The sequence below is a fragment of the Exiguobacterium alkaliphilum 12/1 genome, assembly GCF_000714435.1.
Lineage (GTDB): Bacteria > Bacillota > Bacilli > Exiguobacteriales > Exiguobacteriaceae > Exiguobacterium > Exiguobacterium alkaliphilum.
In genome coordinates, this window is sequence record NZ_JJMW01000021.1 from 14,948 (window position 1) to 34,637 (window position 19,690).

A 19,690-nucleotide genomic window follows, 5' to 3' on the forward strand; every position below is an offset into this window, starting at 1 on the left:
GAGTGGAGCGAATCGGACGGTGAATGGAGCCTATTTCAGCCCGATCATCGTCTTCAATTCGGCCATTTTTGTCTTCGAGAGCGGGATGGTCGTCTTCGCCGCATCATCGAGCACGAGACTGAAACTGTTCTTCGTATAGGTGATGACTTCCCGCACGCGTTGAAGGTTGACGATGTACGACCGATGACAGCGGAAGAAGCCGTACGGGGTCAGACGAGTTTCGAGCTCGTTCATCGTGAAGACGCTCGGGAACTGCTCGGACTGACTGTGTAATACGGATTGTCCGTCTTGACTTTCGATGTAGTCGATTTCAGGCGGGTCGAGCAAGACGATTTTCTCGTTCACTTTCGTCGGAATCTTCTCGAAGCGGACGTGCATCACGTCAGGGGTGACGTCTTCGTTCGCATCCGGTTCATCCGGTTCCACGTCGAGTAGGCGCAAATGCCGATGATCGATACGATAGACGGTCGACGTGACGAACAGGGCACTCTCCATGTTGCTCGTCAGAAGCAGGATGGCTTTTTGTTGTTGCTTCAGTTGCAGCAAGACGGTCGCGAACAAGTGCCGTGTCTCTTGGTCGACGTTTTGATCCGGTTCTTCCAGAACGTAAATGTCTCGATTATGTAAGAGCAGCGCCGCATATTGGACGCGCCGGACGAGCGACAGACTGAGCCGATTCAATCGTTTGTTCCGGTATGGGGTGAGTTGAACGGTTTGGAGGACGGCATCCAGCGATTCCGTTGATTCATAGAGCGTGTGCGTGAAACGCAAATATTCCTCGACCGTCAGCCGGTCGTATAAGCCATCACGGATGGAGAAGACCGAAAGCGTGCGATTCGTTGTATCGATGGTCCCCGAGTAGTTCGCGTGCGAGTCCGTCAATAATGCGAACAATATTTCCCGGGAAGTGACGCCGCAATGGATGGCAGCGACTTCACCCGGATTGATGGTGAACGAGATATTTTCAAGGATGAGCGTGTCTTGTTGGCGAACAGAGACGTTGTTGAACGTAAGCACCGAATCCCTCCCTTTTTAGTGGGATTATACCATTGATTCGTAGAAGACTTGAGTAACGAATTGGAATAAGATTATGCTAAACTGGAGATAATTTGAAATTAGATAAGGGTGTGTCGGTGAAGATGATTGAGGTCATTCCGTTAGAATTTGATAAAACGAGTATAGATGAGATTGATCGGACAGCCGATTATTTGAACTATCCGGTGATTTATATTTTGAACGGACAGAAGGAAGCGTATATCGGGGAGACGGTACACTTTCAAAAACGGATGAAACAACATCTGAAGCTGAAACAAGCAGATCGGAAGAATGTGGACCAAATCAATCTCGTGAAGCATGAGACGTTCAATCGATCGGCGACGTTCCATCTTGAGACGAAGTTGATTAACTACTTTTTAGGCGACGAGAAGTACACTTTACAAAACAAAAGCAAGACGGCAAGCGACTTCACACACAATTATTACAATAAATCGTTCTATGATAATGAACTGTTTCCTGAGCTATGGGGTGTGCTACATAAGGAAGGGCTCGTCAAAAACGACCTGCACGCCATCGAGAACAAAGACATCTTTAAATTGTCACCGTTCAAAGAGTTATCCGTTGAACAGATGGGCTTGAAAGAGCGTGTACTCGAGTTCTGTGAGAAACGGATTATGGAGTCGAAGCCCGATGACACGTATGGAGACTTGTACGTCATTGAAGGAGAGGCCGGTGTCGGCAAGAGTGTCGTCCTCAGTTCTATCTTCAATACCATTCAAGCGCGGACGAACGAGGCGGGTTCGAATCTGCATCAGACGGAGAACTACCTGGTCGTCAATCACGAGGAGATGCTGAAGACGTATAAAGGGATTGCCAAACAAGTCAAACACTTGAAGGCTGTCAACTTCGTCAAACCGACGCCGCTCCTGAACAAGTTAAAAGATAAGAAGGTTGATATCATCTTGGTCGACGAGGCGCATCTCCTGTTGACGAAGTCGGATGCGTACAACAATTTCCGGGCGGAGAATCATCTCGAGGAGTTGATGAAACGTGCGAAGATTGTGATTGTCATCTTCGATCAACATCAAGTATTAAAAATGAAAAGTCGATGGAATCAGGGATTGCTCGAATCATTCAAACAGAAGGCGAAGGTCGCACAGACGTATCAGCTGACAAACCAGTTCCGGATGCAGGCAGGTAAGGATGTCATCGATTGGATTGATGCCTTTAAAACCAAACAAATCAAAACGTTTCCGCAATCGAGTGAGTATGAGTTACGAATCTTTGAGACGTTAGAAGAGATGCACCAAGTGATTATGAAACAAGACAAGCTGCATGGATTGAGCCGTGTTGTCTCAACATTTGATTATATTCATAAGAAAGACGGCGAAACGTACTACGTCTATGAATCGAACGGGAACTATAAGTTGCCGTGGAATACGACGGGCGGTAAGACGACGTGGGCCGAGAAGTCAGAGACAATTGCCGAGGCCGGGTCAATCTATACAATTCAAGGCTTTGATTTGAATTACGTTGGCGTCGTGTTAGGTCCTTCGGTGACGTACGATGAGACGAAGGATTGCTTGGTGATCGACACAAATCTTTATAAAGATACGGGTGCGTATGCAGGAATTGACGGTGTCAAAGATGTCGAGTTAGCGAAAGAACAGATCGTATTGAACTCCATCAATGTGTTGATGAAACGGGGCGTCCGAGGACTTTATTTGTATGCGAGCAATCAAGCGTTGCGAGATGAGCTGTTACACATTCAAAGAGAGAAGGTACAGACATGAACGAAATACAACGACTGATGGACAAAGTGATTGAATTCCGTGACGAGCGCGATTGGGCGTTCCACCATAACCCGAAAGACTTGGCGTTATCGTTATCACTCGAGGCGAGTGAACTGCTGGAGTTGTTCCAATGGGTGTCGAGCGAAGAAGCGCTCGAGACGAAACAAGTCGAGATGAAAGAAGAACTCGCGGATGTCCTCATTTACGCGCTCACGTTCGCCCATGCGGCAGGGATCGATGTGTCTCAGGCGATTGAAGAGAAGCTCCAGAAGAATGCGGTGAAGTATCCGAGTCCGAACGGCTAAGTTGCAATCGACCGATTAACCCTGACCATTATTTTCACTACTTTTTGATATGAAATCGGATAAAGTGGTGAAAGAATAAGTTTGGAGAAGGTTAATGAATATGAGCATCTATTATACGTATCAGCATGAAGACGCTTGGAAAGTAGCATTGGAGCGAGGGTATTTACAAGGTGACCCTCGCTATGCCATGTTCAATGAAGAGGGAATCGAATTTTTCAAACCGGCCTATGACTGGATGGTTGAACAGTACGAGCAGCGAATTGGGATTTCACTGAACGGAAACTATCCGGTTTGGTGTTAGGATAAGTTTCCTAATCTAAGCAGCGGTGGCCATATTGGACAAGGGAACAAAGGTGTTGTGTTGACAGTTGAATTACCAGATGATCAAGTATTGGCTTCAGAAATTTCATTTTGGGAGTTTGTTCCGTACAACTCTACTTTTTGCGATACAGCCGAGGCCTTTGATCATAGGGAAAATATTGATCCGGTCCATACTCGAAAGTCATGGGAAAAAATCTTTGATAAAAAATGGTGTGAGGAGATGGCGATTCATAGGTCCATCGAAGCACCGAACTATCAATACGTGATTCATCGAGTCGAGCTACATCAAGTTCAAGCCGTCATGCCGTTCCGAGACTTGAGTGATAGTTGGTTGGATCGGATCCGAGGACTTGGGTGGCGTCTCGGCTATCGATTGGGCTTGAAGAAGTCAATTCCATTCCGGTGGCAAAGGTAGGCTTGTTACACGACATCATTTTCTCCACAAAGTCTTCCATCGAGAAGGCTTTTTCTTATTCTCCAGTAAAGGTGCAAGTTGTTTCGCCATCGCATCTGCTATCTGTTTACCTGTTCTAGAAGCCGATTGATTTTCCCAAACCGTCTGAATCGAAAAACCGACAAACTGTTCAAGGAGCTCGCTATTCAACGTTAAACTGTTACCACCGCTTTGAACGAGTACACCGCCAGGTAAAAATGTCTTGGCCTCAGTACGGTCATGGTGTGTTTTAAATGCAGACTCGTAAACAATGATTTCTTTTTCGTTTTTGGGGTTCACACAGATGTGGTCGGCTTTTGACATGAGGGTCATTGCCCATAAGGTTTTCCCACGATGATTGACGATATCGTAATTTGAAAGGAACCCATTTTCATTCGCGTAAGTCTCTAGTTCGGGAGATAATTTAAATAGGACTTCTTTAGATAACGATAAATAGTCTTCTTTCAATCGCTCAATATCTTTTGGGGTCATTGAGTCTAGGCGTTTAGATAATTCGTTTAAAAAGAATAGTGGGAGGAGAGGATCTAGATTACTGACGAGTTGATATACGTCAAACGGTTGGTCTTTAGATTCTCGATACTTGGAATCAATCGGAATCATTAAAATGCGACGGAGAAGTTGAGGTTTTGCGAGAGCACCTGAAATATTTGACGTCGTAATTAAAATGGGGAAGATGCCGGTGCGATCATTGGACCAAGATTTTACGTTATTCTCACCGTGTGTTGTTGTGAAGAAATTATTTGGGACTTCATCAATGATGAGCGGATTGACCCAATCAGAATGAAGGTACCCATCAATATAATCATTCGCAATTCGGGCGCTCGCTTTTTTACCTTTAGGTGGAATTTTTAACATAGAGTACGTAGGGATTGAAGCGTAGTCCAGTAACGTCGAAAAGTATTCACGGACAAGCGTCGTCTTACCAGTCTGTCCATCACCGACGATATTCATGACGACAGGAACATCTTCTTTCGGCAAGTGATTCTCTGTATAGATTTCGCGAATTCTCCAAATAAGAGGTGAGGTCAGCAAATAGAGAATCCCTGTAAACACTTGATGCCGTTCATCTCTAAATTTATTCTGTTCATAGCTTTCAATCACATCGATCATCCCGTTAGCGGAAGGTGCTACTTTTTCTCGCAGGAAATCATGCAGGTAGTCTTCGCCGATAATGAAGTCGTGCGCCTCAAAATCGAATTGCCACATGATTTGCTTATCCAGGTCATAACTGGATAACCTTTCATCGACGGCCAGGCGAACTTGTTTTCGAATTTCTTCAGGTTTCGGCTTTCTTCGTCGTCCTGTTTTTGTCAGAACGAGCGGCAAAAATGAAGGTGCTACTTTTTCTTCAAATACAGTATCGACTTTACGGGTGTGAAGTTTTTCGATTTCTGGTTTTGCTTCTTGAACGAGCGTCTCTGGCACATCGACATCGGCTAGAAAAGACTCTATTACTTCTTCAGGCCTTTCTTTGACGGAATTGAGCGAAGAAAGGTCGATATAGTCGATTGTGTCTCGTTTAATTTCGCTCCACATTTCATGCATTTGAATATAAAAAGCATCATGTTTAGAGCCTGTCCGGATGAATAATAGCTCATGATTTCTTCCTTGTAGGGCAGATGTCGTTAGATTGGCGCTACCGGACAAAATTTTATAATGGTTATCTTTCTCCAAGATGTAAGTCTTGTGATGAATGGGGACAGCATGAGCAAGATGAATTTCAAGTCTTTCATCGAGTAGTGCATTGAACGTTTCAGATTCCAGCAATCGAACGTTTTCGACCCGATTCGTAATATCAAGGAGTTGAGTAATGAGTTGAAAAGATGTTCCGGTGAAACCGTGAATGATTTCCAGCTTTTCAAATAGTGGCATCAATTCATTGATGAGCTGAAAAGAACTGACATACGTGATTGCGCGCAACGAAGTGAAACCTTGCATCTCTTCTTTAAAAATTGTGTCGATAAACTGATCGTTGTTCCAATCATAATAACGAATCAATTTTTATCACCTCCAATCAAAGTATTCCCGAATCGATTGATTGGCATTCTAATGACTTACCGAAAACAATAAGTATGAAGACGAGACGATTGAAAAATAGGATAATGAAGAAAAGCATGGAGAGGATGAAGGATGAGCGTCATGGAAATCAATCACATCGTACGGTTTGAAGATCGCCAAGCCTTTCGAGAATGGCTTCATGAACATGCAGACGACACGGCTTATTGTTGGGTAATCCTCAGGCGCAAAACGAGCGGGGACGGTTTGTTGTATCTCGATGCCGTTGAAGAAGCGCTCTGCTTTGGTTGGATTGACGGGATTGCGAAGAAGACCGAGGCAGGTGAGTTCGCCCAACGCTTTTCGCCGAGGCGAAAGAATAGCAACTGGACCGAGCTGAACAAAGAACGCGTTCGTCGCCTTATCCGACTAGGGATGATGCAAGAGCGCGGTCTAACTGTCCTCCCTGACATGAGCGACACGTCCTTCGTCATCGACGAAGCGATTGTGAGACGCTTGAAAAGCGAGCCCGATGTATACCGTAACTTTCAAGCGTTCCCCGAACTGTATCGTCGCATTCGCATCGACACGATTCAAAGTGTGCGCAAAGACCAGGCCTTATATGAGAAACGACTGGACAAATTGATTGAACAGACACGTGCCAATCGGTTATACGGGCAATGGAATGACGACGGTCGTTTGCTGGAACGATAAAAGTCACCTAGAGCTGAGGTGACTTTTTTAGTCCGTTATTCAGTCTTTAAAGTTGGGGTCCTCTTCATACGGGTTCGCATATAAATCGATGTCGAACTCGGCACGAATCCGATGGGCGAATTGAATCGTCTCCAAATCAAACACAAGCGACGGTGTTTGACCGCCTTCCATCACAATCACGATGATAAACCGTGCTTGCATGTCATCATACGTGTCATAGATGTCGTCTAAAATGGTTTCTCTGCCGCGAAGTTGCGCAATGATGTGTTGCAACTGATTGTTCACATCAACTGACGGCTGATAGCCTGTACTAAGTGACCATGACGTATATTCACGACGACGGGACGGGTATTTACTTTTGTCCCCGTGCTTGAAGGTTTCTGTAGGCGTGAGTCCGAGACGGTGCGTCACGTCTTCAATTGAAAAATCATCGGCGAGCAGTCGGAAAGTCACTAGGACTTCGGTTTGGGCTTGATTCATGTGCACCCTCATTTCTTTATATGGCAATTTGTTTGAAAATAAACGATACGATTCACGGAAAGGAAGACTGATATGACCCAACGCGAACGGTTTGATCACTTATACGAGGCGGGGAAACGTTCCACCCGCCAAGCCCTTCTTCTTGGATTGTTCATCATCCTACTCGGCGCCATCTTTTGGTTCACGGGTGAGCGTCGACTCGCCGAACTGGTTTGGTTCGTCCTCTTCATCCCAGCCATCGGGTTCGTTAAGATATGGGCGCGGACGAAGACGTTGCTCACGTTCAACGATGCGCCTGACTATCGGCGGTTTGTCTGGTATGAATATTGGAGCGGGATGGCGGTCATCGTAATCTTTTGTCTGTTGATTGTATCGTTGCTGCTCCGTCCAGAACAAGCGAATGTTTTGCTACTCGTGGTCGCATTCAATCTGTTCGCATGGATCGCGTCTTCGAAACTTGATCACAAGCTTGCGAAGATCGACCCGGAACATGTGACGCATAAAGCCTATGAACGTGGGAAAGTCGGCTTCTTTCCAAAATAAAGTCGACCAAAAGGGAGTAGCGCGCGCTACTCCCTTTTAGTTTAGTCGTGAACGATTGTGAAGCTGTAAGCGTTCGTGAGCGGGTTGTGGATGATTAACTCATAGCTGAGTTGTTGTTCATCGGCCTTATCGACTAGTAGATTGATCTCAGACATATGGAAGGCGCGTTGCGTGGCGAAAGTCGCGACGAGTAGCACACCGCCGAGAATCGTTGTGAGGACGAGACGTTTCGTCCAAATCGTGAGTGGTTTCGACATTAAGAACGCAACTCCATCTTCTCTTCGATGCGGTCGAGACGCTCCACTAACACATCGAACTGTTGTTGCTGATGGGCCGCAGTTTGGCGCTCTAGCTCGAGTCGCGCGTCGGCCCGCTTCTCATAACGACCGATAAAGCGAACGATCAATACGATGATCGCGATGATTAACGCGAGTGGGATAATCATTGCCAATAGACTGAATAGTAACGTGAATAGTACATTCATTCTTTTTCCTCCTAGTAGAAGCATTCCTCAATTAGTATACTTCCAAATTCATACAAAAAGGAAGGCGGAGAATAGATGCATCGCCTGTAATTTGGTTATGATTGATTCATTCACTAGAAAGGGGCTGACTTATGGCAATCTACTATACATACCAACACGCAAGCGCTTGGAAAGCAGCGAACGAAAGAGGCTATTTATTCGGCGACCCGAACTTTGGCATCTTTCAAGACGAAAACTACGCGTATCATCGGCCCGCCTACGACTGGCTCGCGGGGCAGTATGAACAGCGAACTGGAATTTCCCTTCATGGGAATTATCCTGTCTGGTTGAGTGATGCACGGCCGGATGTAGGACGAAGCGGTTACTTGGAGCCCGGAGAGCCGGGTGTTGTGCTGACGGTTGAGTTGCCCGATGCACATGTACTTGAACTCGAGGCAGGTTATTGGAACTTTGCAATGAATCGTTGGTTTCTGACGTTTGAAGACCGAGAAGCGAAAGACGAGAAAGAGTTGAAGGAATCGTGGGAGAAGATGTTCGACCGCGACTGGTGCGAGTCGATCGTCGAGGCGTATCCGGGGACGAACACGAAGTATCACTATCTCGTCGACCGGATTGATGTCGGGCACGTGCTCGATGTAGTGACGTTTACTGAGGCTATAGGTTAAAAGCAGGGAAACCATTCATTGCAATCAAGGGGGTTCTCGTTCGGGCTATCTCATCCTCGATATAAAATTCGACATATCTAAATAGTCATCGCTCATTGCGTAAGATGTAGCCTGGCTTTTTGATATCCGATTCGAAATAAAACATCGGAGCAAACAATCCTGCCAATAGGTAAAGTGCACTGATAATCTCTAAGAAGAGCGATTCTGAAATGCCATATCCAATGATGAGAATATGGACAGGGACGAAGCACAGTAAAAAGACATTGGACATGGCAGCTTCCGTTTTAATAAATCGAGATAACCCTCGCATGAACAAGATGTATGGGAATAAAAGATAATAGAAAATTCGTTTCATGTCGTAACGTCCTTTCGCGAGCGATTCGCTCAACTCATGTATATGTACCGTTTTCAGTATAATGGGGACACCACGTATATAAAAGGAGTATGTACATGACACAATCCATCGCCATCATCGGAGCCGGCGTGAGCGGCTTGTATGCCGCGTCGCTCCTCATCGATAAAGGCTATGACGTTACCGTTTTCGAGGCACGCGACCGCATCGGGGGACGGGTGTTAAGCCATGACGGCTTCGACCTCGGTCCGACTTGGTATTGGCCGGATACGGAAAAGACGATGGTGCGGCTAGTCGACCAGCTCGACTTACAAGTGTTCCCCCAACATGCAACCGGCGACTTGATGCTCGAGCGTCAGTTCGGTGTCATCGAACGCCATACGCTTCCACCAGGACACGTGGTCCCATCGATGCGACTCGTCGGTGGCATGGCCAGCTTGACGACCGCGCTCGCGGCAACCTTACCGCCTCATACGATTCAACTTCAGTCGACGGTCACCTCGATGAGACAGGTCGAGCGTGGAGTCGTCATCGAGCTCGAACGAGGAGGGACCGAAACGTTCACGCACGTCATCTTGGCCATCCCGCCTCGGCTCGTCTCACGCATCGCGTTTCAGCCGGAACTGTCTGAGACGATGAAGGCGAAGCTAGCGTCTATCCCGACTTGGATGGCCGGTCAAGCGAAAGTGCTCGCCGTCTACGATCGTCCGTTTTGGCGAGAGAATGGGCTATCCGGTCAAGGGATGAGCTGGGCCGGCGTGTTACAGGAGGTGCATGACGCCTCGCAACCGGATGGACTTGCGGCGTTATTCGGTTTTTTCCGCTTATCCGCTACCGAGCGCGCGTTGCTTGAACGGGACGAGCTGAATCGTCGCGTCATTGATCAACTCGTACGACTATTTGGGGAAGAGGCGCGCCATCCGCGAGATGTCTTATCCGTCGATTGGGCGAGTGACCGGTATACGGCAGCGGTTGAAGATACGGCACCGCTGACCGATTTTCCTATCTATGGACCGATTCCAGTAGACGCCGGTTGGGCCAAGTATTTGTCTTTCGCCGGGACGGAAACGGACTCCTTCTTCGGCGGTCATGTCGAAGGGGCGCTTCGGTCAGCCATCCGTGTCGTCGAGCCATTCTAACCAAAAATGCGCATCCTCCCACACGTGGGACGATACGCATTTTTTATTTGAACCGTTGAATCATCAACGCGAGCGAACGGTTGATCATTTTCATCTCCTCGTCCTCAAGAACAGAGAACATCTCTTCGGCGAGCCGTTCCTCGATGGCATCGATTTGCTTCGAGTATGCATGGCCGAGCGGTCCGAGTCGGATAAAACTCTCACGCAAGTTGTCCGGATTTTTTTCCTTTTGGACGAACTCACGCTGTTCGAGTACCTTCAGCACTTGGCTGACGGCGCTTTTCGAGATGTTCATCTTCGTCGCGATCTCCGTCGTCGTCCATGTCTCTTGTCGTTTAAAAAGGAGTAGCATCTGTTCTTGCTGATAGCTGAGTTGGAACTCGTTCAAATCGGTGAAGTATTTGGTGAACAATAAGTCGAGCTCGTCGATTTGACGATACATCTCGATGACTTGTTGTTTGCGTGTCTCGTTCAAAGGTCGTTCTCCTTTCATCGTGTGTGACGGAACGTCTGGCTCCGTACAAATAAGAGGGCACTAAGCGCCAACCCGATTATACCAAACGTGATGAGTAACGTTTGAATCGGCACGGCGAGCGCGACGAGTACGGACAAGACGGCGAAGGCGACCGGTTCAAGACCGGACGCGGCGAGCGCCATGATGCTCATGACACGACCGATCTTGTCTTGGTCGCTATGTTCCTGCATGAGTGTGACCGCCGGCAAGTAAACGAGCATCAACATGAAGCCGCTCAGCGCCGCCGTCAACGCGAGCATCGGAATCGATTGGGCTTGCGTATACAAGAGGAACGCGGCAATCGTCAGCAACAAGGCGCGGAAGACGAACCGACCGCGATGGACCGAACGCATCAGTAAGACGAGGAAGCTCGCGACGAACGTCCCGACGGCAAGCCCGCCCTCGATGACGCTCAAGTCAAACGCCGTACCGCCACGCTCCCCGACGAGGATTGGGATACTCATGATGAGTGGTCCCATGACGAACAGGTTGACGATGGCGATGGAGAGCGTCCCGCTCCGTAAAATCGGGGTATGAGAGACGTAGCGAATCCCTTCTTTTAAGTCGACGATGACGTGAGCCAAGGACATGACATGCGCCGCCGGGATTCGGTCTTGAATCAGGCGCGGCATGATCAACAAAGCGGCAAGGAAGATGAGTCCGGCCGCCGTCCCGAAACTGAGCCCGAACCCGCCCCATGTCAACAAGAGTCCTGCTAAGAAGGGACCGATGACAAACATGAGCTCGAGCGAGCCTTGGAACAAGGAGTTGGCCCGTTGCAACTCGTGCTGTTTGACGAGGGACGGGATGAGGGACGAGAGGGCCGGATACGACATGCCGTCCAAAATCCCAAAGATGACGGAAATCCCGATAAGTGCCGCGACCGAGTACAGGTCGAGTAGATGGAGGCTCAAGACAGCCAACATGAGTGCGGCCTGGCCGAGGTTCGTCAAAAATAAGAGCCGACTCTTTTGGAAGCGGTCGGCGAAGACACCGCCGAACACCATCAGCACGACACGCGGAAGCGAGACGGCGGTCAAAATGATTCCGAGCAAAGCCGGTTGTTGTAACACATCGATTGTGAGCCACGACACGCTCAAGAAGAAGATGGAGAAGCCGAGCGTCAACGTCATCCCGGACAGCCAAGTGAAGACGAATCGTGGATTGTGAAGCAAATTCATAATAAAACCTCATGCTTTCTTTATTAAAGTTAAGTTAACTAAACTATAAAACGAGATTCAACTTTAGTCAATCAACTTGCCCGGATTATAAAATTGTAAAATAACGGAACTTTTATAACGATTCTCACGTATAGGTTGATAAAGAGGGAAACACTCGCCCAGATGAAATGAGGAATGAGATATGGATAGGCAACAACGACTGACAAAAATGAAGCAAGGGAATCGGAAGTGGTTCTTTCTGCGGATGCTATTTGCTATTCCGTTCGGTGTGATAGTTTTTTTACTGTTACAGACAAACACGCAAGAGCTACTTTACGGTAGCTTGCTCGTCCTAACGACATTGCTATACGGATACGCCTTACGACAAGAGTATCGATTCATGAGCAGTTTCACAGAACGCACTCGTACAAAGCGTTTCATTTCACTTCAATATACGTTTGATTATGTGTTGATTCTCTTCATCGGACTCGTGTTTCCATGGCTCATGAAATCAGAGACGGCCACTTGGTTGCCATTCATCGGCTTTACAGTCGGTATTTTCATCCTCTCGGTTTCAGAACGGGCGATAGATGAGAAAGTGAAACAAAGCGATTCCGAGCAACCGATGCGACGTGAAGTGAGGGGATGGTGAGCTAAGGAGATGACAAAACAAGAACGCATCAATGCCATCTATAAATCGAACATGAAGATGGCAGTCCTACAAGGGCTCATCACGTTTCCGATGACATTTTTTACGGTCGGCTTGATTCGTTCAAATTCATGGAATGGATGGTATGTGCTCGGTATCGCTGTCTGCTTGTTGTTACTTGGTGCTTCCTTCTTTAAAGCGAATCGCATCGAGATGCATATGACTGAGCACGAATCGGCCAAGCGAATCATCACACGGCGAAACGGATTCCTATTCGGAGTATTCGTCATGTCTATTCTCTCGATCGCATTGACGCTCAAACTCGGATGGACCTACGCATGGATTCTGATTGTGACCGGTGGCGCTCTATACATTGGGTACCGATGGATTCGACGACAAGACGAGCGATTGTCTTCTATCGACCCGGAGCATCCATTGTTTCGTGAGATGCGACTCGATTACGTGAGAGATTAGGAGGGATATGATGGAACGGGAAGCCAGACTATCTAAATTAGTGAACATCAAGAAGCGATATCATCGCATCGTCATCGCGAGCACGCTCTTCATTTGGGGGGCATCATTATACTTCATGATGGACCTTGTGTATTCCGGTGCGCTCGCGGTCATCAGTCTCGTTCCGATGATATGGCTCGAGTGGAGGCAGACACGCACTTATCTCACGTTCAATCGCGACCGTTCATATCGGCGTCTCATTCAGCTGAATTTCTTGTTTCTCAGTTTTACGTTCGTCTTGCTGTTTAGCCTAGTCGCTTTGCTTTTGACCGGAAACATTCACCGAGACGCTCTTATGTGGGTGATCATCCTCGGGGGTCCACCGTCAGTCTTATGGCCGTTTTGGCTGGACCGGAAGTTGCTCGAAATCGATTCGGAGCACGTGACGTCTGGCATGTTGGCGAAAGCGAACCGTGCGAAGTCGAAGCATCAACTTGATGAAATACAAGAATAAAAGGACGACATGACTATGACGAAACAAGAACGGATTCAAGCGTTAGGCCAATATCGAGAAAAACATCAACGCAGTAGTTTTTGGCTGACAATGGCACTCATCTTCTTCAACTCGTTCACGTTAGGGTTTGAGGACTTCTGGTGGGTATGGGGGATTGGGTCCCTACTCGTATCAATCGGTCTAGTGCGTATCATGTTCCGTGAAGGAAAGAAAGCGATGACGCTTACGACCGGACGTGGCGAATTGCTTACAAAGCGCTTGTATGGCATGTATCCTCTTTGGATGGTGTGGGTCACAGCGGCGGTGATTTTCAGTCGTTTGGGCGTCCCGATTATCGGATGGATGGTTTACGGTGTCTGTTCGGTGATGTTAGGGTGGCATCATTACACGACACGTCGACAGCTCGAGCGCGTTGACCCAAATCAACCGACTCGAACCGACATCTCGCGGTTCTACCGCTCGTACGAGAGGAGTACATATGGTAACGAAAGAAACACGAATTAAACAGTTGTTGGAGCAAGACGACGTCCATTGGCGCTGGCGCTGGGGCGTTTGGTTTGTCGGGATTGTCGTGACCATTTTTGTGAGCAGCGCCTCCCCGAAATGGGTGCCATTCAGTACGCTCGTCCTCTTTTTCCCGTACCTCTGCTTGGAGTGGCGGAAGACGAAGCTATTACTGACGTTCAATGAGGAGCGACGATACAGTCGGCTCATCTATTTCGAATTTGCCTCTCTCTGGCTTCAGTTTGTTGTGTACCTCGGTCTTGTGATTGGCTACCTCGCGGAAAGCCTGTCACTGCCATGGCTGCTTGGCATCATCGGTGGGATCTCGACGTTGACGTTCGGGGTCTCGCGCTTCTTGCAGCGACGCATCCGTCAGATTGACCCGGCACACGTCACGAATAAGCAGCTGTCGGTCGCGAAAGAAGAGCGATTGGAAGCATATCGCGCAGGTCTATGATTCGTCATGGCCTTTTTTTCATGGTTCAGGACATCTGTCCTTTATCCAACCTGTCCGTTATTGTTAACTAAAGAAAAAAAGGGGGAGATGGAGATGCGCGGAGTCTTGTTCGCCATCAGCGGCGGTTTCTTTTTGACCTTACAAAGTGTGGCCAATGCCAATATCAGTTCTGCGATCGGTACATGGCAGGCGGCGACGCTCACCCAGCTGACCGGTTTTATCGTGGCGCTCCTCATCATGCTCCTCGTCCGCGACCGGACGTATCGCGAGATGCGACATGTGAAGCCGCTCTATCTGTCAGGCGGAGCCTTCGCGGCGCTCATCTTGTTCAGCAACATGACGGCCGTGCATACGCTCGGCGTCACGCTCACGATTTCGTTGTTTTTAATCGCCCAGCTTGCCCTCGCCCTCGTCATTGACGTACGAGGCTGGTTCGGGATGGTGCGGCGTCGCTTGAACGTCACGCAACTTGTCGGTGTGGCGATGATGGTTGCCGGGGTGGTGTTGTTGAAATGGTAGGGAACGAGCAAGTGGAACACTACATGAGCCAAGTCGGGCTCGACGAGGTGTTGCCGCGTGCGGCATGGCCCGATTTGACGATCGTCCGTTACGCACCGGGGGCGACGATTTGTACGCAAGGTGACGCAGCCCATGCACTCCGTTTTCTCGTCAACGGGAAGATACGCGTCTCTCACACGTCGGCTGCGGGGAAGCGGCTCGTCTTGTCGTTCAAGCAACCGCTCGACTTGATCGGGGACATCGAATACGTGCAGCGGACTCCTTATTTGAACACGGTCGAGGCGGTGACGACCGTCGAGATGCTTGTCATTTCGTTCGAGGCGTTGGCGCGTCACGCGACCGAGGACGTCATTTGGCTCAACTACTTATTGACGGAGATTACCCGCAAGTTCGAGATGAAGTCGCAATCGATGAGCTTTAATTTGTTTTATCCGGTCGAGGTCCGGCTCGCGAGTTATTTGCTGTCGATGACGCCCGAGACGACGACGCTTGGCTCGACGGTCGATGAGTTGACCGACATCGCCGATTTGATTGGGACGAGCTATCGGCACGTCAATCGGACGCTCAAACGCTTTGTTGAACAAGGACTCATTGAGCGGGACAGACGTTCGATCACGGTCGTCGATCGGAATCGTCTCATTGATGTGGCGGGAGAGAGTATTTATGAGTGAGGAGGGAAACGTATGGCCATCGGGATGATGCTTGCCGTGTTCGGCGGGATGCTCGTTTGTATCCAAAACACGTTCAATGCGAACGTGAAGCGACGCGTCGGCGCGTGGGCTACGACGACGCTCGTCCTCGGGCTTGGCTTCTTCGCATCGCTCGTCGCGGGACTAATCAGTGATGGGACGGCCTTGTTTGCCGTCACCGGAATGGAGACGTGGTATTGGTTCAGTGGCATCATCGGGGTCGGTGTCGTCATGAGCGTGACACAAAGTGTCGAACGGCTCGGCCCGAGTTACGCCATCTCCATCGTCATGGTGTCACAAATCTTGTTCGCGCTCCTCTGGGACACGCTTGGCTGGTTCGGGCTCGAGGCGATTCCGTTCACGTGGAAGACGGTCGTCGGCATCATCTTGATTGTCGGCGGAGTATTGCTGTTTCAATTGAGCGGGAAAGAAAAAGTATTGAACGAGCGTGTCCGACGCGTCGGATGACGTTAAAATGACTTACCGCAACTATGACAAGTCTGCCCGTGTTCCTGCCTTCTGACAGAGGTTTGGCAATGCGGGCATGTTGTCGTTTGCGACTCTCTCGGATAAAACGTCGAACGATGCTCGAAAGGGGAACGGTGATGCGGTTTCCAGCTGAAGAGGATGAACACGACGGCACCGAGTAATGCGATTAAGATGAGGATATCCATATGAAAGCCTCCTAATTATTGGTATGCTATTCTTATGTACGCAACTCGTAAGCATTTGGTTTCAAGGGGGAATGAAAAGATGACACGTGAAGAACGAGTCGAACAGTTATATTCACGAAACCGAACCGGGATTGTGATGTTGCTCGCTACATTTTTAAGTGGCCTCGCGGGCGGCCTTTGGTTTTTTTCAGGAGGCGCTTATGAACAGATCGCCGCATTCGTTTTCTTTTTCATCGTCGTATTGCCGCTCGGCTTCGTCGCATGGCGTAAGACGCGGACGCTGTTGACGTTCAATGAGGATAAACGGTATCGGCGCTGGATTCGCTTCAAAGGGCTTTTGAATCTCGTCTTACTGTTTGGCATGATGGGGATGATGTCGCTCTTTGCATCAGGGTTCGTCCCATTATCGCTGTTTACGGGAACGGTGGTCAGTTTGGCAATCGGTTATTTGTTCATCGAGATGGTGGTGGATCGACGCCTGCTTCAAATCGATGACGAGCACGTCGTCGATAGCCTGCTCGGATTGACGAAACGGGAGCGGATGAAACGGAATTGGGAGGAAGAATGAAGGTCTCACACCAAGCTCGCATGGAGAAGATGACGAGGTTAGAGAACGTTGCAATTTGTTCAGGCCTGCTTATCTTCATTCTTGTCTTAATCACAGGGTATCTTTTATATGCGATCGAAATGTGGACGAACGTTTTGTTGTTCACAATCTTTTTAATGATTCACGCAGGACTGTTGTTTTGGGGTTGGATACGGATGAGACTGTTGCTTCGTTTCAATTCGAATGAAGCGTATCGACGTTATGTTCAAATCGAAGGAGGAGGAGTGCTGCTCACAGTCGTTGCACTCTCTCTATTTGTTTGGGGCGGTGTCATGCAAGTAAATCAGAACATCGCCTATCCTTGGCTCGGTACGTTAATTATTTTGCCATTCGTATATATGTCAGCGTGGGTGGATCGTCGTTTAAAAGAAATCGACTCAGAGCATGTCACACATCAAGAGCTACGGAAGCAGAGAAGACTAATGAAAGTAGGGAAACGATGAATATATGGAGACAGGACCCGGACGATTCGAATCGGTTGCCCGAATTGACAGACGAAGTATTGGTAGCAGTCGAGGCGCACCTCGGGGTGAAGCTCCCGGACGACTATCTTGAAGCGATTCGTATCCAAAACGGTGGTGGCGTCGAGCCACGTGACTTGCCGATTGTGTGGAACGGACAAGACGACATTGCGCTCGTCGACTCGATTGCCGGCGTCGGTCTATCAGACGGCTTGATTCAATCGAAGACGCTATTGACTGAGTGGGGCGTCGCGGATGACCGGTTGGTCGCCTTCGCAGGTGATGGACACTTCTTCCTCGCGTTCGACTATCGCGAGAGCGCGACGCCAAAGATTGCGTATATCGACACGGACAGCGAACAGATTGATGTCCTATTCGACTCGTTCCGCGCATTCACCGAAGCACTCACGACGGTCGAGTTCGAGCCGTTCACTGGACTCGCCGAGGGGGAGGCGTTGATCGATTATGCGCGGCGTCAACTATACAGCACCGATAAGCGTGAGAAGGCGAAGGGAGCGAACACGTGGTTGAACGGAGTCGACATGCTTGGCACAGACGAGCTCGTCACGGAATTACTGACGTGGATGAACGACGAGACGCTCCGAGACGAAGCGATCTATACGATGCAACATTTGATTGTGGCGCGGAGGCTTCAAGAAGAATCATCGATCGAAGCATTCTTTGAAGGGCTTCGACAGCACGACGACCCGTACAGTAAGCAAGCTTATGAAGAGACGAAATATATCCTCGAGCATGACATTCCGTACGAGTGAAACCTTTTGTGCGATCGATTCGTAAAAGAAGGAAATGAGATTTAGCTAGGAGGATTGGATGATTGACCATACGGTAAGACTAGAACGCATGATTGAGAACGACCGCAAACGACAAAAGCAGACGCTGTATCCGACATTCGGTTTCATCGCGCTGTTCATCATCTATTTTATGACTACAGATGTGCTGCTCCTATTGCCCATCATCTTGGTCGGGCAGTTCCCGATGCTTTATAAGAGTTGGCATCGGATGAAACTGTTGCTCACGTTCAATGACGATGCCCGCTATCAAGAAAAAGTACGGTCCGAGTTCGGATTGGCTGTCGGGAACCTCGTCTTCCTCTTGTTGTTGATTACGAGCTCGATTCTCGGTTGGATTACGCTATTGACGTTCATCATCGTCGTGCTCGTCGGCTTAATCACGTTCATCGTGCTCGGCTATCGCATCGACCGTGAGTTGAAAGCGATTGACCCGGAGCATGTGACTGGGCCAGAGCTCAGCAAAGCGCAAGTCGAGCGTCAAAAACGAAAGACATCATGATGGGGGACATTCAATATGGTTGAAAAAGAACAACGCGTCAAACAAATGGTCGAGAACGACCGCAACGTGAACAAGACGGCGCTCTTGCTCACGTTCATGATTTTAGGGATTGCCTTTTACTTCATCTTCACGCAAGAAATCTCGCTCGCGACGTTCGCCGTCATCATCATGGCGACGCAGTTGCCGAGCTTGTACCGTGCGTGGCACCGGATGAAGTTGCTGCTCACGTTCAACGACGAGGCGCGCTATCAGAAGTTCGTCCGTCTCGAGTTCGGTATCGTGCTCGCGAACGTCGTCTTGCTCGGTCTCTTCATCGCCATCGCCTGGTCGATTGAAGGCTCGCTCGTCGTGTTTGCGGTCATGTTGCTCGCACTGTTCATCCCGTTCATTTTCTTGTCGGTGTGGGTGAACCGGAAGCTCGAACTGATCGATCCGAACCATGTGAACAATCACGAACTCCGGATGGCACATCGGGAAGCAGCGAAAAATCGGCTCAGCTGATAAGGAGGAAGATGGATGAAACGAACACTGCTCGCCTGCTTACTCGCTCCGCTCCTCCTGCTCGCCGCATGTGGCGAACAAGGGTGAGAGCTCGTCGTCGGCACGTACAAAAATGAAGAGACGGTCGTCTTCTCAGAGACATCGGTTCAAGACGAAGCCGACATTAACCGCTTCATCGAGATTGTGGAAGCGAGTCCTGCGATTGAGGTTGAGATGGAAGGGTTACCCGACTACGTCGTGACAATCAACAACCCGGCGGAGTCGACGATGGAATTGATGGTGAACATTTGGGAGGACGAAGCGGGAACGATGCAGTTCACGAGAGGGCTCGCTGGAGAAGACGTGTTTGAGATGAATCCAACCGATGCCGAAGAAGTCCGTGACCTCCTTCAGTTAGAAGAATGAGTAAGACGAAAGTAGATGCGAAGCGATGCAA

At 49.1% G+C, this 19,690-nt stretch carries 29 protein-coding genes; 21 read left to right on the plus strand and 8 right to left on the minus strand.

Annotated elements, in window-relative coordinates; all coding sequences use genetic code 11:
- Nucleotides 1-30: 30 nt before the first annotated feature.
- Entirely contained in the window at nucleotides 31-1,017 is a 987-nt protein-coding gene (locus RT52_RS05105; RefSeq protein WP_034815564.1) for a LytTR family transcriptional regulator DNA-binding domain-containing protein, read from the minus strand.
- A 122-nt stretch (nucleotides 1,018-1,139) separates the two neighbouring features.
- Here RT52_RS05105 and RT52_RS05110 point away from each other — a divergent pair, with 122 nt between their 5' ends.
- From RT52_RS05110 to RT52_RS05120, 3 genes are all read left to right on the plus strand, one after another.
- Nucleotides 1,140-2,789, plus strand: a complete 1,650-nt coding sequence (locus RT52_RS05110) for a DUF2075 domain-containing protein (RefSeq protein ID WP_034815567.1) — start codon at nucleotides 1,140-1,142, stop codon at nucleotides 2,787-2,789.
- The gene (locus RT52_RS05115) at nucleotides 2,786-3,094 is read left to right on the plus strand and encodes a nucleotide pyrophosphohydrolase (RefSeq protein ID WP_024372055.1); all 309 of its coding nucleotides are present in this window, start codon (nucleotides 2,786-2,788) and stop codon (nucleotides 3,092-3,094) included. Before RT52_RS05110 ends, RT52_RS05115 begins: the two co-directional genes overlap by 4 nt.
- 100 nt (nucleotides 3,095-3,194) lie before the next feature.
- Nucleotides 3,195-3,395, plus strand: coding sequence for a DUF3841 domain-containing protein (locus RT52_RS05120; RefSeq protein WP_162174538.1), 201 nt, complete (start codon nucleotides 3,195-3,197; stop codon nucleotides 3,393-3,395).
- Between the two features lie 450 nt (nucleotides 3,396-3,845).
- On the opposite strand, the gene RT52_RS05130 is transcribed toward RT52_RS05120, so the two are convergent.
- On the minus strand, nucleotides 3,846-5,867 hold the full coding sequence (locus RT52_RS05130; RefSeq protein WP_034815573.1) for a phospholipase D family protein: 2,022 nt from the start codon (nucleotides 5,865-5,867) through the stop codon (nucleotides 3,846-3,848).
- 141 nt (nucleotides 5,868-6,008) lie between these two features.
- On the opposite strand from RT52_RS05130, the gene RT52_RS05135 reads away from it, so the two are divergent.
- Complete coding sequence (locus RT52_RS05135) at nucleotides 6,009-6,578, plus strand: YdeI/OmpD-associated family protein (RefSeq protein WP_034815680.1); 570 nt, start codon at nucleotides 6,009-6,011, stop codon at nucleotides 6,576-6,578.
- Nucleotides 6,579-6,617: 39 nt separating this feature from the next.
- Here RT52_RS05135 and RT52_RS05140 read toward each other — a convergent pair whose 3' ends face one another.
- A complete protein-coding gene (locus RT52_RS05140; protein WP_034815575.1) occupies nucleotides 6,618-7,058 on the minus strand; it encodes a DUF4279 domain-containing protein in 441 nt (146 codons plus the stop codon).
- A gap of 72 nt (nucleotides 7,059-7,130) precedes the next feature.
- On the opposite strand from RT52_RS05140, the gene RT52_RS05145 reads away from it, so the two are divergent.
- Nucleotides 7,131-7,601 carry a hypothetical protein gene (locus RT52_RS05145; protein ID WP_034815577.1) on the plus strand — a complete coding sequence of 157 codons (471 nt, stop codon included), beginning with the start codon at nucleotides 7,131-7,133 and terminating at the stop codon, nucleotides 7,599-7,601.
- 41 nt (nucleotides 7,602-7,642) lie between these two features.
- Here the strand turns inward: RT52_RS05145 and RT52_RS05150 are convergent, their stop codons facing one another.
- Together RT52_RS05150 and RT52_RS05155 are read right to left on the minus strand one after the other, a co-directional pair.
- Complete coding sequence (locus RT52_RS05150; protein WP_034815581.1) at nucleotides 7,643-7,858, minus strand: hypothetical protein; 216 nt, start codon at nucleotides 7,856-7,858, stop codon at nucleotides 7,643-7,645.
- Entirely contained in the window at nucleotides 7,858-8,085 is a 228-nt protein-coding gene (locus tag RT52_RS05155; RefSeq protein WP_034815583.1) for a hypothetical protein, read from the minus strand. Before RT52_RS05155 ends, RT52_RS05150 begins: the two co-directional genes overlap by 1 nt.
- Before the next feature lie 131 nt (nucleotides 8,086-8,216).
- Between RT52_RS05155 and RT52_RS05160 the strand changes: the two genes are divergently transcribed.
- Nucleotides 8,217-8,750: a DUF3841 domain-containing protein gene (locus RT52_RS05160; RefSeq protein ID WP_034815585.1), complete on the plus strand. Its 534-nt coding sequence runs from the start codon at nucleotides 8,217-8,219 to the stop codon at nucleotides 8,748-8,750.
- An 85-nt stretch (nucleotides 8,751-8,835) separates the two neighbouring features.
- On the opposite strand, the gene RT52_RS05165 is transcribed toward RT52_RS05160, so the two are convergent.
- Entirely contained in the window at nucleotides 8,836-9,105 is a 270-nt protein-coding gene (locus tag RT52_RS05165) for a hypothetical protein (protein ID WP_034815587.1), read from the minus strand.
- 95 nt (nucleotides 9,106-9,200) lie between these two features.
- On the opposite strand from RT52_RS05165, the gene RT52_RS05170 reads away from it, so the two are divergent.
- Nucleotides 9,201-10,241: a flavin monoamine oxidase family protein gene (locus tag RT52_RS05170; protein WP_034815590.1), complete on the plus strand. Its 1,041-nt coding sequence runs from the start codon at nucleotides 9,201-9,203 to the stop codon at nucleotides 10,239-10,241.
- Nucleotides 10,242-10,284: 43 nt separating this feature from the next.
- Here the strand turns inward: RT52_RS05170 and RT52_RS05175 are convergent, their stop codons facing one another.
- On the minus strand, nucleotides 10,285-10,716 hold the full coding sequence (locus RT52_RS05175; RefSeq protein WP_024372045.1) for a MarR family winged helix-turn-helix transcriptional regulator: 432 nt from the start codon (nucleotides 10,714-10,716) through the stop codon (nucleotides 10,285-10,287).
- 14 nt (nucleotides 10,717-10,730) lie between these two features.
- Nucleotides 10,731-11,936 carry an MFS transporter gene (locus tag RT52_RS05180; protein ID WP_034815593.1) on the minus strand — a complete coding sequence of 402 codons (1,206 nt, stop codon included), beginning with the start codon at nucleotides 11,934-11,936 and terminating at the stop codon, nucleotides 10,731-10,733.
- Between the two features lie 181 nt (nucleotides 11,937-12,117).
- Between RT52_RS05180 and RT52_RS05185 the strand changes: the two genes are divergently transcribed.
- From RT52_RS05185 to RT52_RS05250, 14 genes are all read left to right on the plus strand, one after another.
- Nucleotides 12,118-12,567, plus strand: coding sequence for a hypothetical protein (locus RT52_RS05185; protein WP_034815596.1), 450 nt, complete (start codon nucleotides 12,118-12,120; stop codon nucleotides 12,565-12,567).
- 9 nt (nucleotides 12,568-12,576) lie between these two features.
- Nucleotides 12,577-13,038, plus strand: coding sequence for a hypothetical protein (locus tag RT52_RS05190; RefSeq protein WP_034815598.1), 462 nt, complete (start codon nucleotides 12,577-12,579; stop codon nucleotides 13,036-13,038).
- 10 nt (nucleotides 13,039-13,048) lie between these two features.
- Entirely contained in the window at nucleotides 13,049-13,531 is a 483-nt protein-coding gene (locus tag RT52_RS05195) for a hypothetical protein (RefSeq protein WP_034815600.1), read from the plus strand.
- A 15-nt stretch (nucleotides 13,532-13,546) separates the two neighbouring features.
- The gene (locus RT52_RS05200; RefSeq protein ID WP_034815603.1) at nucleotides 13,547-14,035 is read left to right on the plus strand and encodes a hypothetical protein; all 489 of its coding nucleotides are present in this window, start codon (nucleotides 13,547-13,549) and stop codon (nucleotides 14,033-14,035) included.
- Nucleotides 14,010-14,492: a hypothetical protein gene (locus RT52_RS05205; protein WP_034815605.1), complete on the plus strand. Its 483-nt coding sequence runs from the start codon at nucleotides 14,010-14,012 to the stop codon at nucleotides 14,490-14,492. Before RT52_RS05200 ends, RT52_RS05205 begins: the two co-directional genes overlap by 26 nt.
- Nucleotides 14,493-14,585: 93 nt before the next feature.
- Nucleotides 14,586-15,011 (plus strand): DMT family transporter, encoded by a 426-nt coding sequence (locus tag RT52_RS05210; RefSeq protein WP_034815606.1) that lies wholly within the window; start codon nucleotides 14,586-14,588, stop codon nucleotides 15,009-15,011.
- Between the two features lie 11 nt (nucleotides 15,012-15,022).
- Nucleotides 15,023-15,682: a Crp/Fnr family transcriptional regulator gene (locus RT52_RS05215; RefSeq protein ID WP_245175468.1), complete on the plus strand. Its 660-nt coding sequence runs from the start codon at nucleotides 15,023-15,025 to the stop codon at nucleotides 15,680-15,682.
- A gap of 12 nt (nucleotides 15,683-15,694) precedes the next feature.
- Nucleotides 15,695-16,168: a DMT family transporter gene (locus RT52_RS05220; protein WP_034815609.1), complete on the plus strand. Its 474-nt coding sequence runs from the start codon at nucleotides 15,695-15,697 to the stop codon at nucleotides 16,166-16,168.
- 285 nt (nucleotides 16,169-16,453) lie between these two features.
- Nucleotides 16,454-16,942, plus strand: a complete 489-nt coding sequence (locus tag RT52_RS05225) for a hypothetical protein (RefSeq protein ID WP_034815613.1) — start codon at nucleotides 16,454-16,456, stop codon at nucleotides 16,940-16,942.
- A 194-nt stretch (nucleotides 16,943-17,136) separates the two neighbouring features.
- Complete coding sequence (locus RT52_RS16415; RefSeq protein WP_162174539.1) at nucleotides 17,137-17,424, plus strand: hypothetical protein; 288 nt, start codon at nucleotides 17,137-17,139, stop codon at nucleotides 17,422-17,424.
- Nucleotides 17,421-18,215, plus strand: a complete 795-nt coding sequence (locus tag RT52_RS05235; RefSeq protein WP_034815616.1) for an SMI1/KNR4 family protein — start codon at nucleotides 17,421-17,423, stop codon at nucleotides 18,213-18,215. Before RT52_RS16415 ends, RT52_RS05235 begins: the two co-directional genes overlap by 4 nt.
- Nucleotides 18,216-18,273: 58 nt before the next feature.
- The gene (locus tag RT52_RS05240) at nucleotides 18,274-18,753 is read left to right on the plus strand and encodes a hypothetical protein (protein WP_034815618.1); all 480 of its coding nucleotides are present in this window, start codon (nucleotides 18,274-18,276) and stop codon (nucleotides 18,751-18,753) included.
- Nucleotides 18,754-18,768: 15 nt separating this feature from the next.
- Entirely contained in the window at nucleotides 18,769-19,254 is a 486-nt protein-coding gene (locus RT52_RS05245) for a hypothetical protein (protein ID WP_051690278.1), read from the plus strand.
- A 213-nt stretch (nucleotides 19,255-19,467) separates the two neighbouring features.
- Entirely contained in the window at nucleotides 19,468-19,659 is a 192-nt protein-coding gene (locus RT52_RS05250; protein ID WP_034815621.1) for a hypothetical protein, read from the plus strand.
- The last annotated feature ends 31 nt before the right edge of the window (nucleotides 19,660-19,690 follow it).

Excerpts from the sequence above, each read along its gene's own strand:
- RT52_RS05115 (WP_024372055.1), top strand. The coding sequence starts at position 2,786 with ATGAACGAAATACAACGACTGATGGACAAAGTGATTGAATTCCGTGAC.
- RT52_RS05180 (WP_034815593.1), bottom strand. The coding sequence starts at position 11,936 with ATGAATTTGCTTCACAATCCACGATTCGTCTTCACTTGGCTGTCCGGG.
- RT52_RS05200 (WP_034815603.1), top strand. The coding sequence starts at position 13,547 with ATGACGAAACAAGAACGGATTCAAGCGTTAGGCCAATATCGAGAAAAA.
- RT52_RS05190 (WP_034815598.1), top strand. The coding sequence starts at position 12,577 with ATGACAAAACAAGAACGCATCAATGCCATCTATAAATCGAACATGAAG.
- RT52_RS05150 (WP_034815581.1), bottom strand. The coding sequence starts at position 7,858 with ATGTCGAAACCACTCACGATTTGGACGAAACGTCTCGTCCTCACAACG.
- RT52_RS05140 (WP_034815575.1), bottom strand. The coding sequence starts at position 7,058 with ATGAATCAAGCCCAAACCGAAGTCCTAGTGACTTTCCGACTGCTCGCC.
- RT52_RS05195 (WP_034815600.1), top strand. The coding sequence starts at position 13,049 with ATGGAACGGGAAGCCAGACTATCTAAATTAGTGAACATCAAGAAGCGA.
- RT52_RS05245 (WP_051690278.1), top strand. The coding sequence starts at position 18,769 with ATGGTTGAAAAAGAACAACGCGTCAAACAAATGGTCGAGAACGACCGC.
- RT52_RS05155 (WP_034815583.1), bottom strand. The coding sequence starts at position 8,085 with ATGAATGTACTATTCACGTTACTATTCAGTCTATTGGCAATGATTATC.
- RT52_RS16415 (WP_162174539.1), top strand. The coding sequence starts at position 17,137 with ATGAGACTGTTGCTTCGTTTCAATTCGAATGAAGCGTATCGACGTTAT.
- RT52_RS05170 (WP_034815590.1), top strand. The coding sequence starts at position 9,201 with ATGACACAATCCATCGCCATCATCGGAGCCGGCGTGAGCGGCTTGTAT.
- RT52_RS05210 (WP_034815606.1), top strand. The coding sequence starts at position 14,586 with ATGCGCGGAGTCTTGTTCGCCATCAGCGGCGGTTTCTTTTTGACCTTA.
- RT52_RS05235 (WP_034815616.1), top strand. The coding sequence starts at position 17,421 with ATGAATATATGGAGACAGGACCCGGACGATTCGAATCGGTTGCCCGAA.
- RT52_RS05220 (WP_034815609.1), top strand. The coding sequence starts at position 15,695 with ATGGCCATCGGGATGATGCTTGCCGTGTTCGGCGGGATGCTCGTTTGT.
- RT52_RS05250 (WP_034815621.1), top strand. The coding sequence starts at position 19,468 with ATGGAAGGGTTACCCGACTACGTCGTGACAATCAACAACCCGGCGGAG.
- RT52_RS05225 (WP_034815613.1), top strand. The coding sequence starts at position 16,454 with ATGACACGTGAAGAACGAGTCGAACAGTTATATTCACGAAACCGAACC.
- RT52_RS05185 (WP_034815596.1), top strand. The coding sequence starts at position 12,118 with ATGGATAGGCAACAACGACTGACAAAAATGAAGCAAGGGAATCGGAAG.
- RT52_RS05135 (WP_034815680.1), top strand. The coding sequence starts at position 6,009 with ATGGAAATCAATCACATCGTACGGTTTGAAGATCGCCAAGCCTTTCGA.
- RT52_RS05240 (WP_034815618.1), top strand. The coding sequence starts at position 18,274 with ATGATTGACCATACGGTAAGACTAGAACGCATGATTGAGAACGACCGC.
- RT52_RS05160 (WP_034815585.1), top strand. The coding sequence starts at position 8,217 with ATGGCAATCTACTATACATACCAACACGCAAGCGCTTGGAAAGCAGCG.
- RT52_RS05120 (WP_162174538.1), top strand. The coding sequence starts at position 3,195 with ATGAGCATCTATTATACGTATCAGCATGAAGACGCTTGGAAAGTAGCA.
- RT52_RS05145 (WP_034815577.1), top strand. The coding sequence starts at position 7,131 with ATGACCCAACGCGAACGGTTTGATCACTTATACGAGGCGGGGAAACGT.
- RT52_RS05165 (WP_034815587.1), bottom strand. The coding sequence starts at position 9,105 with ATGAAACGAATTTTCTATTATCTTTTATTCCCATACATCTTGTTCATG.
- RT52_RS05110 (WP_034815567.1), top strand. The coding sequence starts at position 1,140 with ATGATTGAGGTCATTCCGTTAGAATTTGATAAAACGAGTATAGATGAG.
- RT52_RS05205 (WP_034815605.1), top strand. The coding sequence starts at position 14,010 with ATGGTAACGAAAGAAACACGAATTAAACAGTTGTTGGAGCAAGACGAC.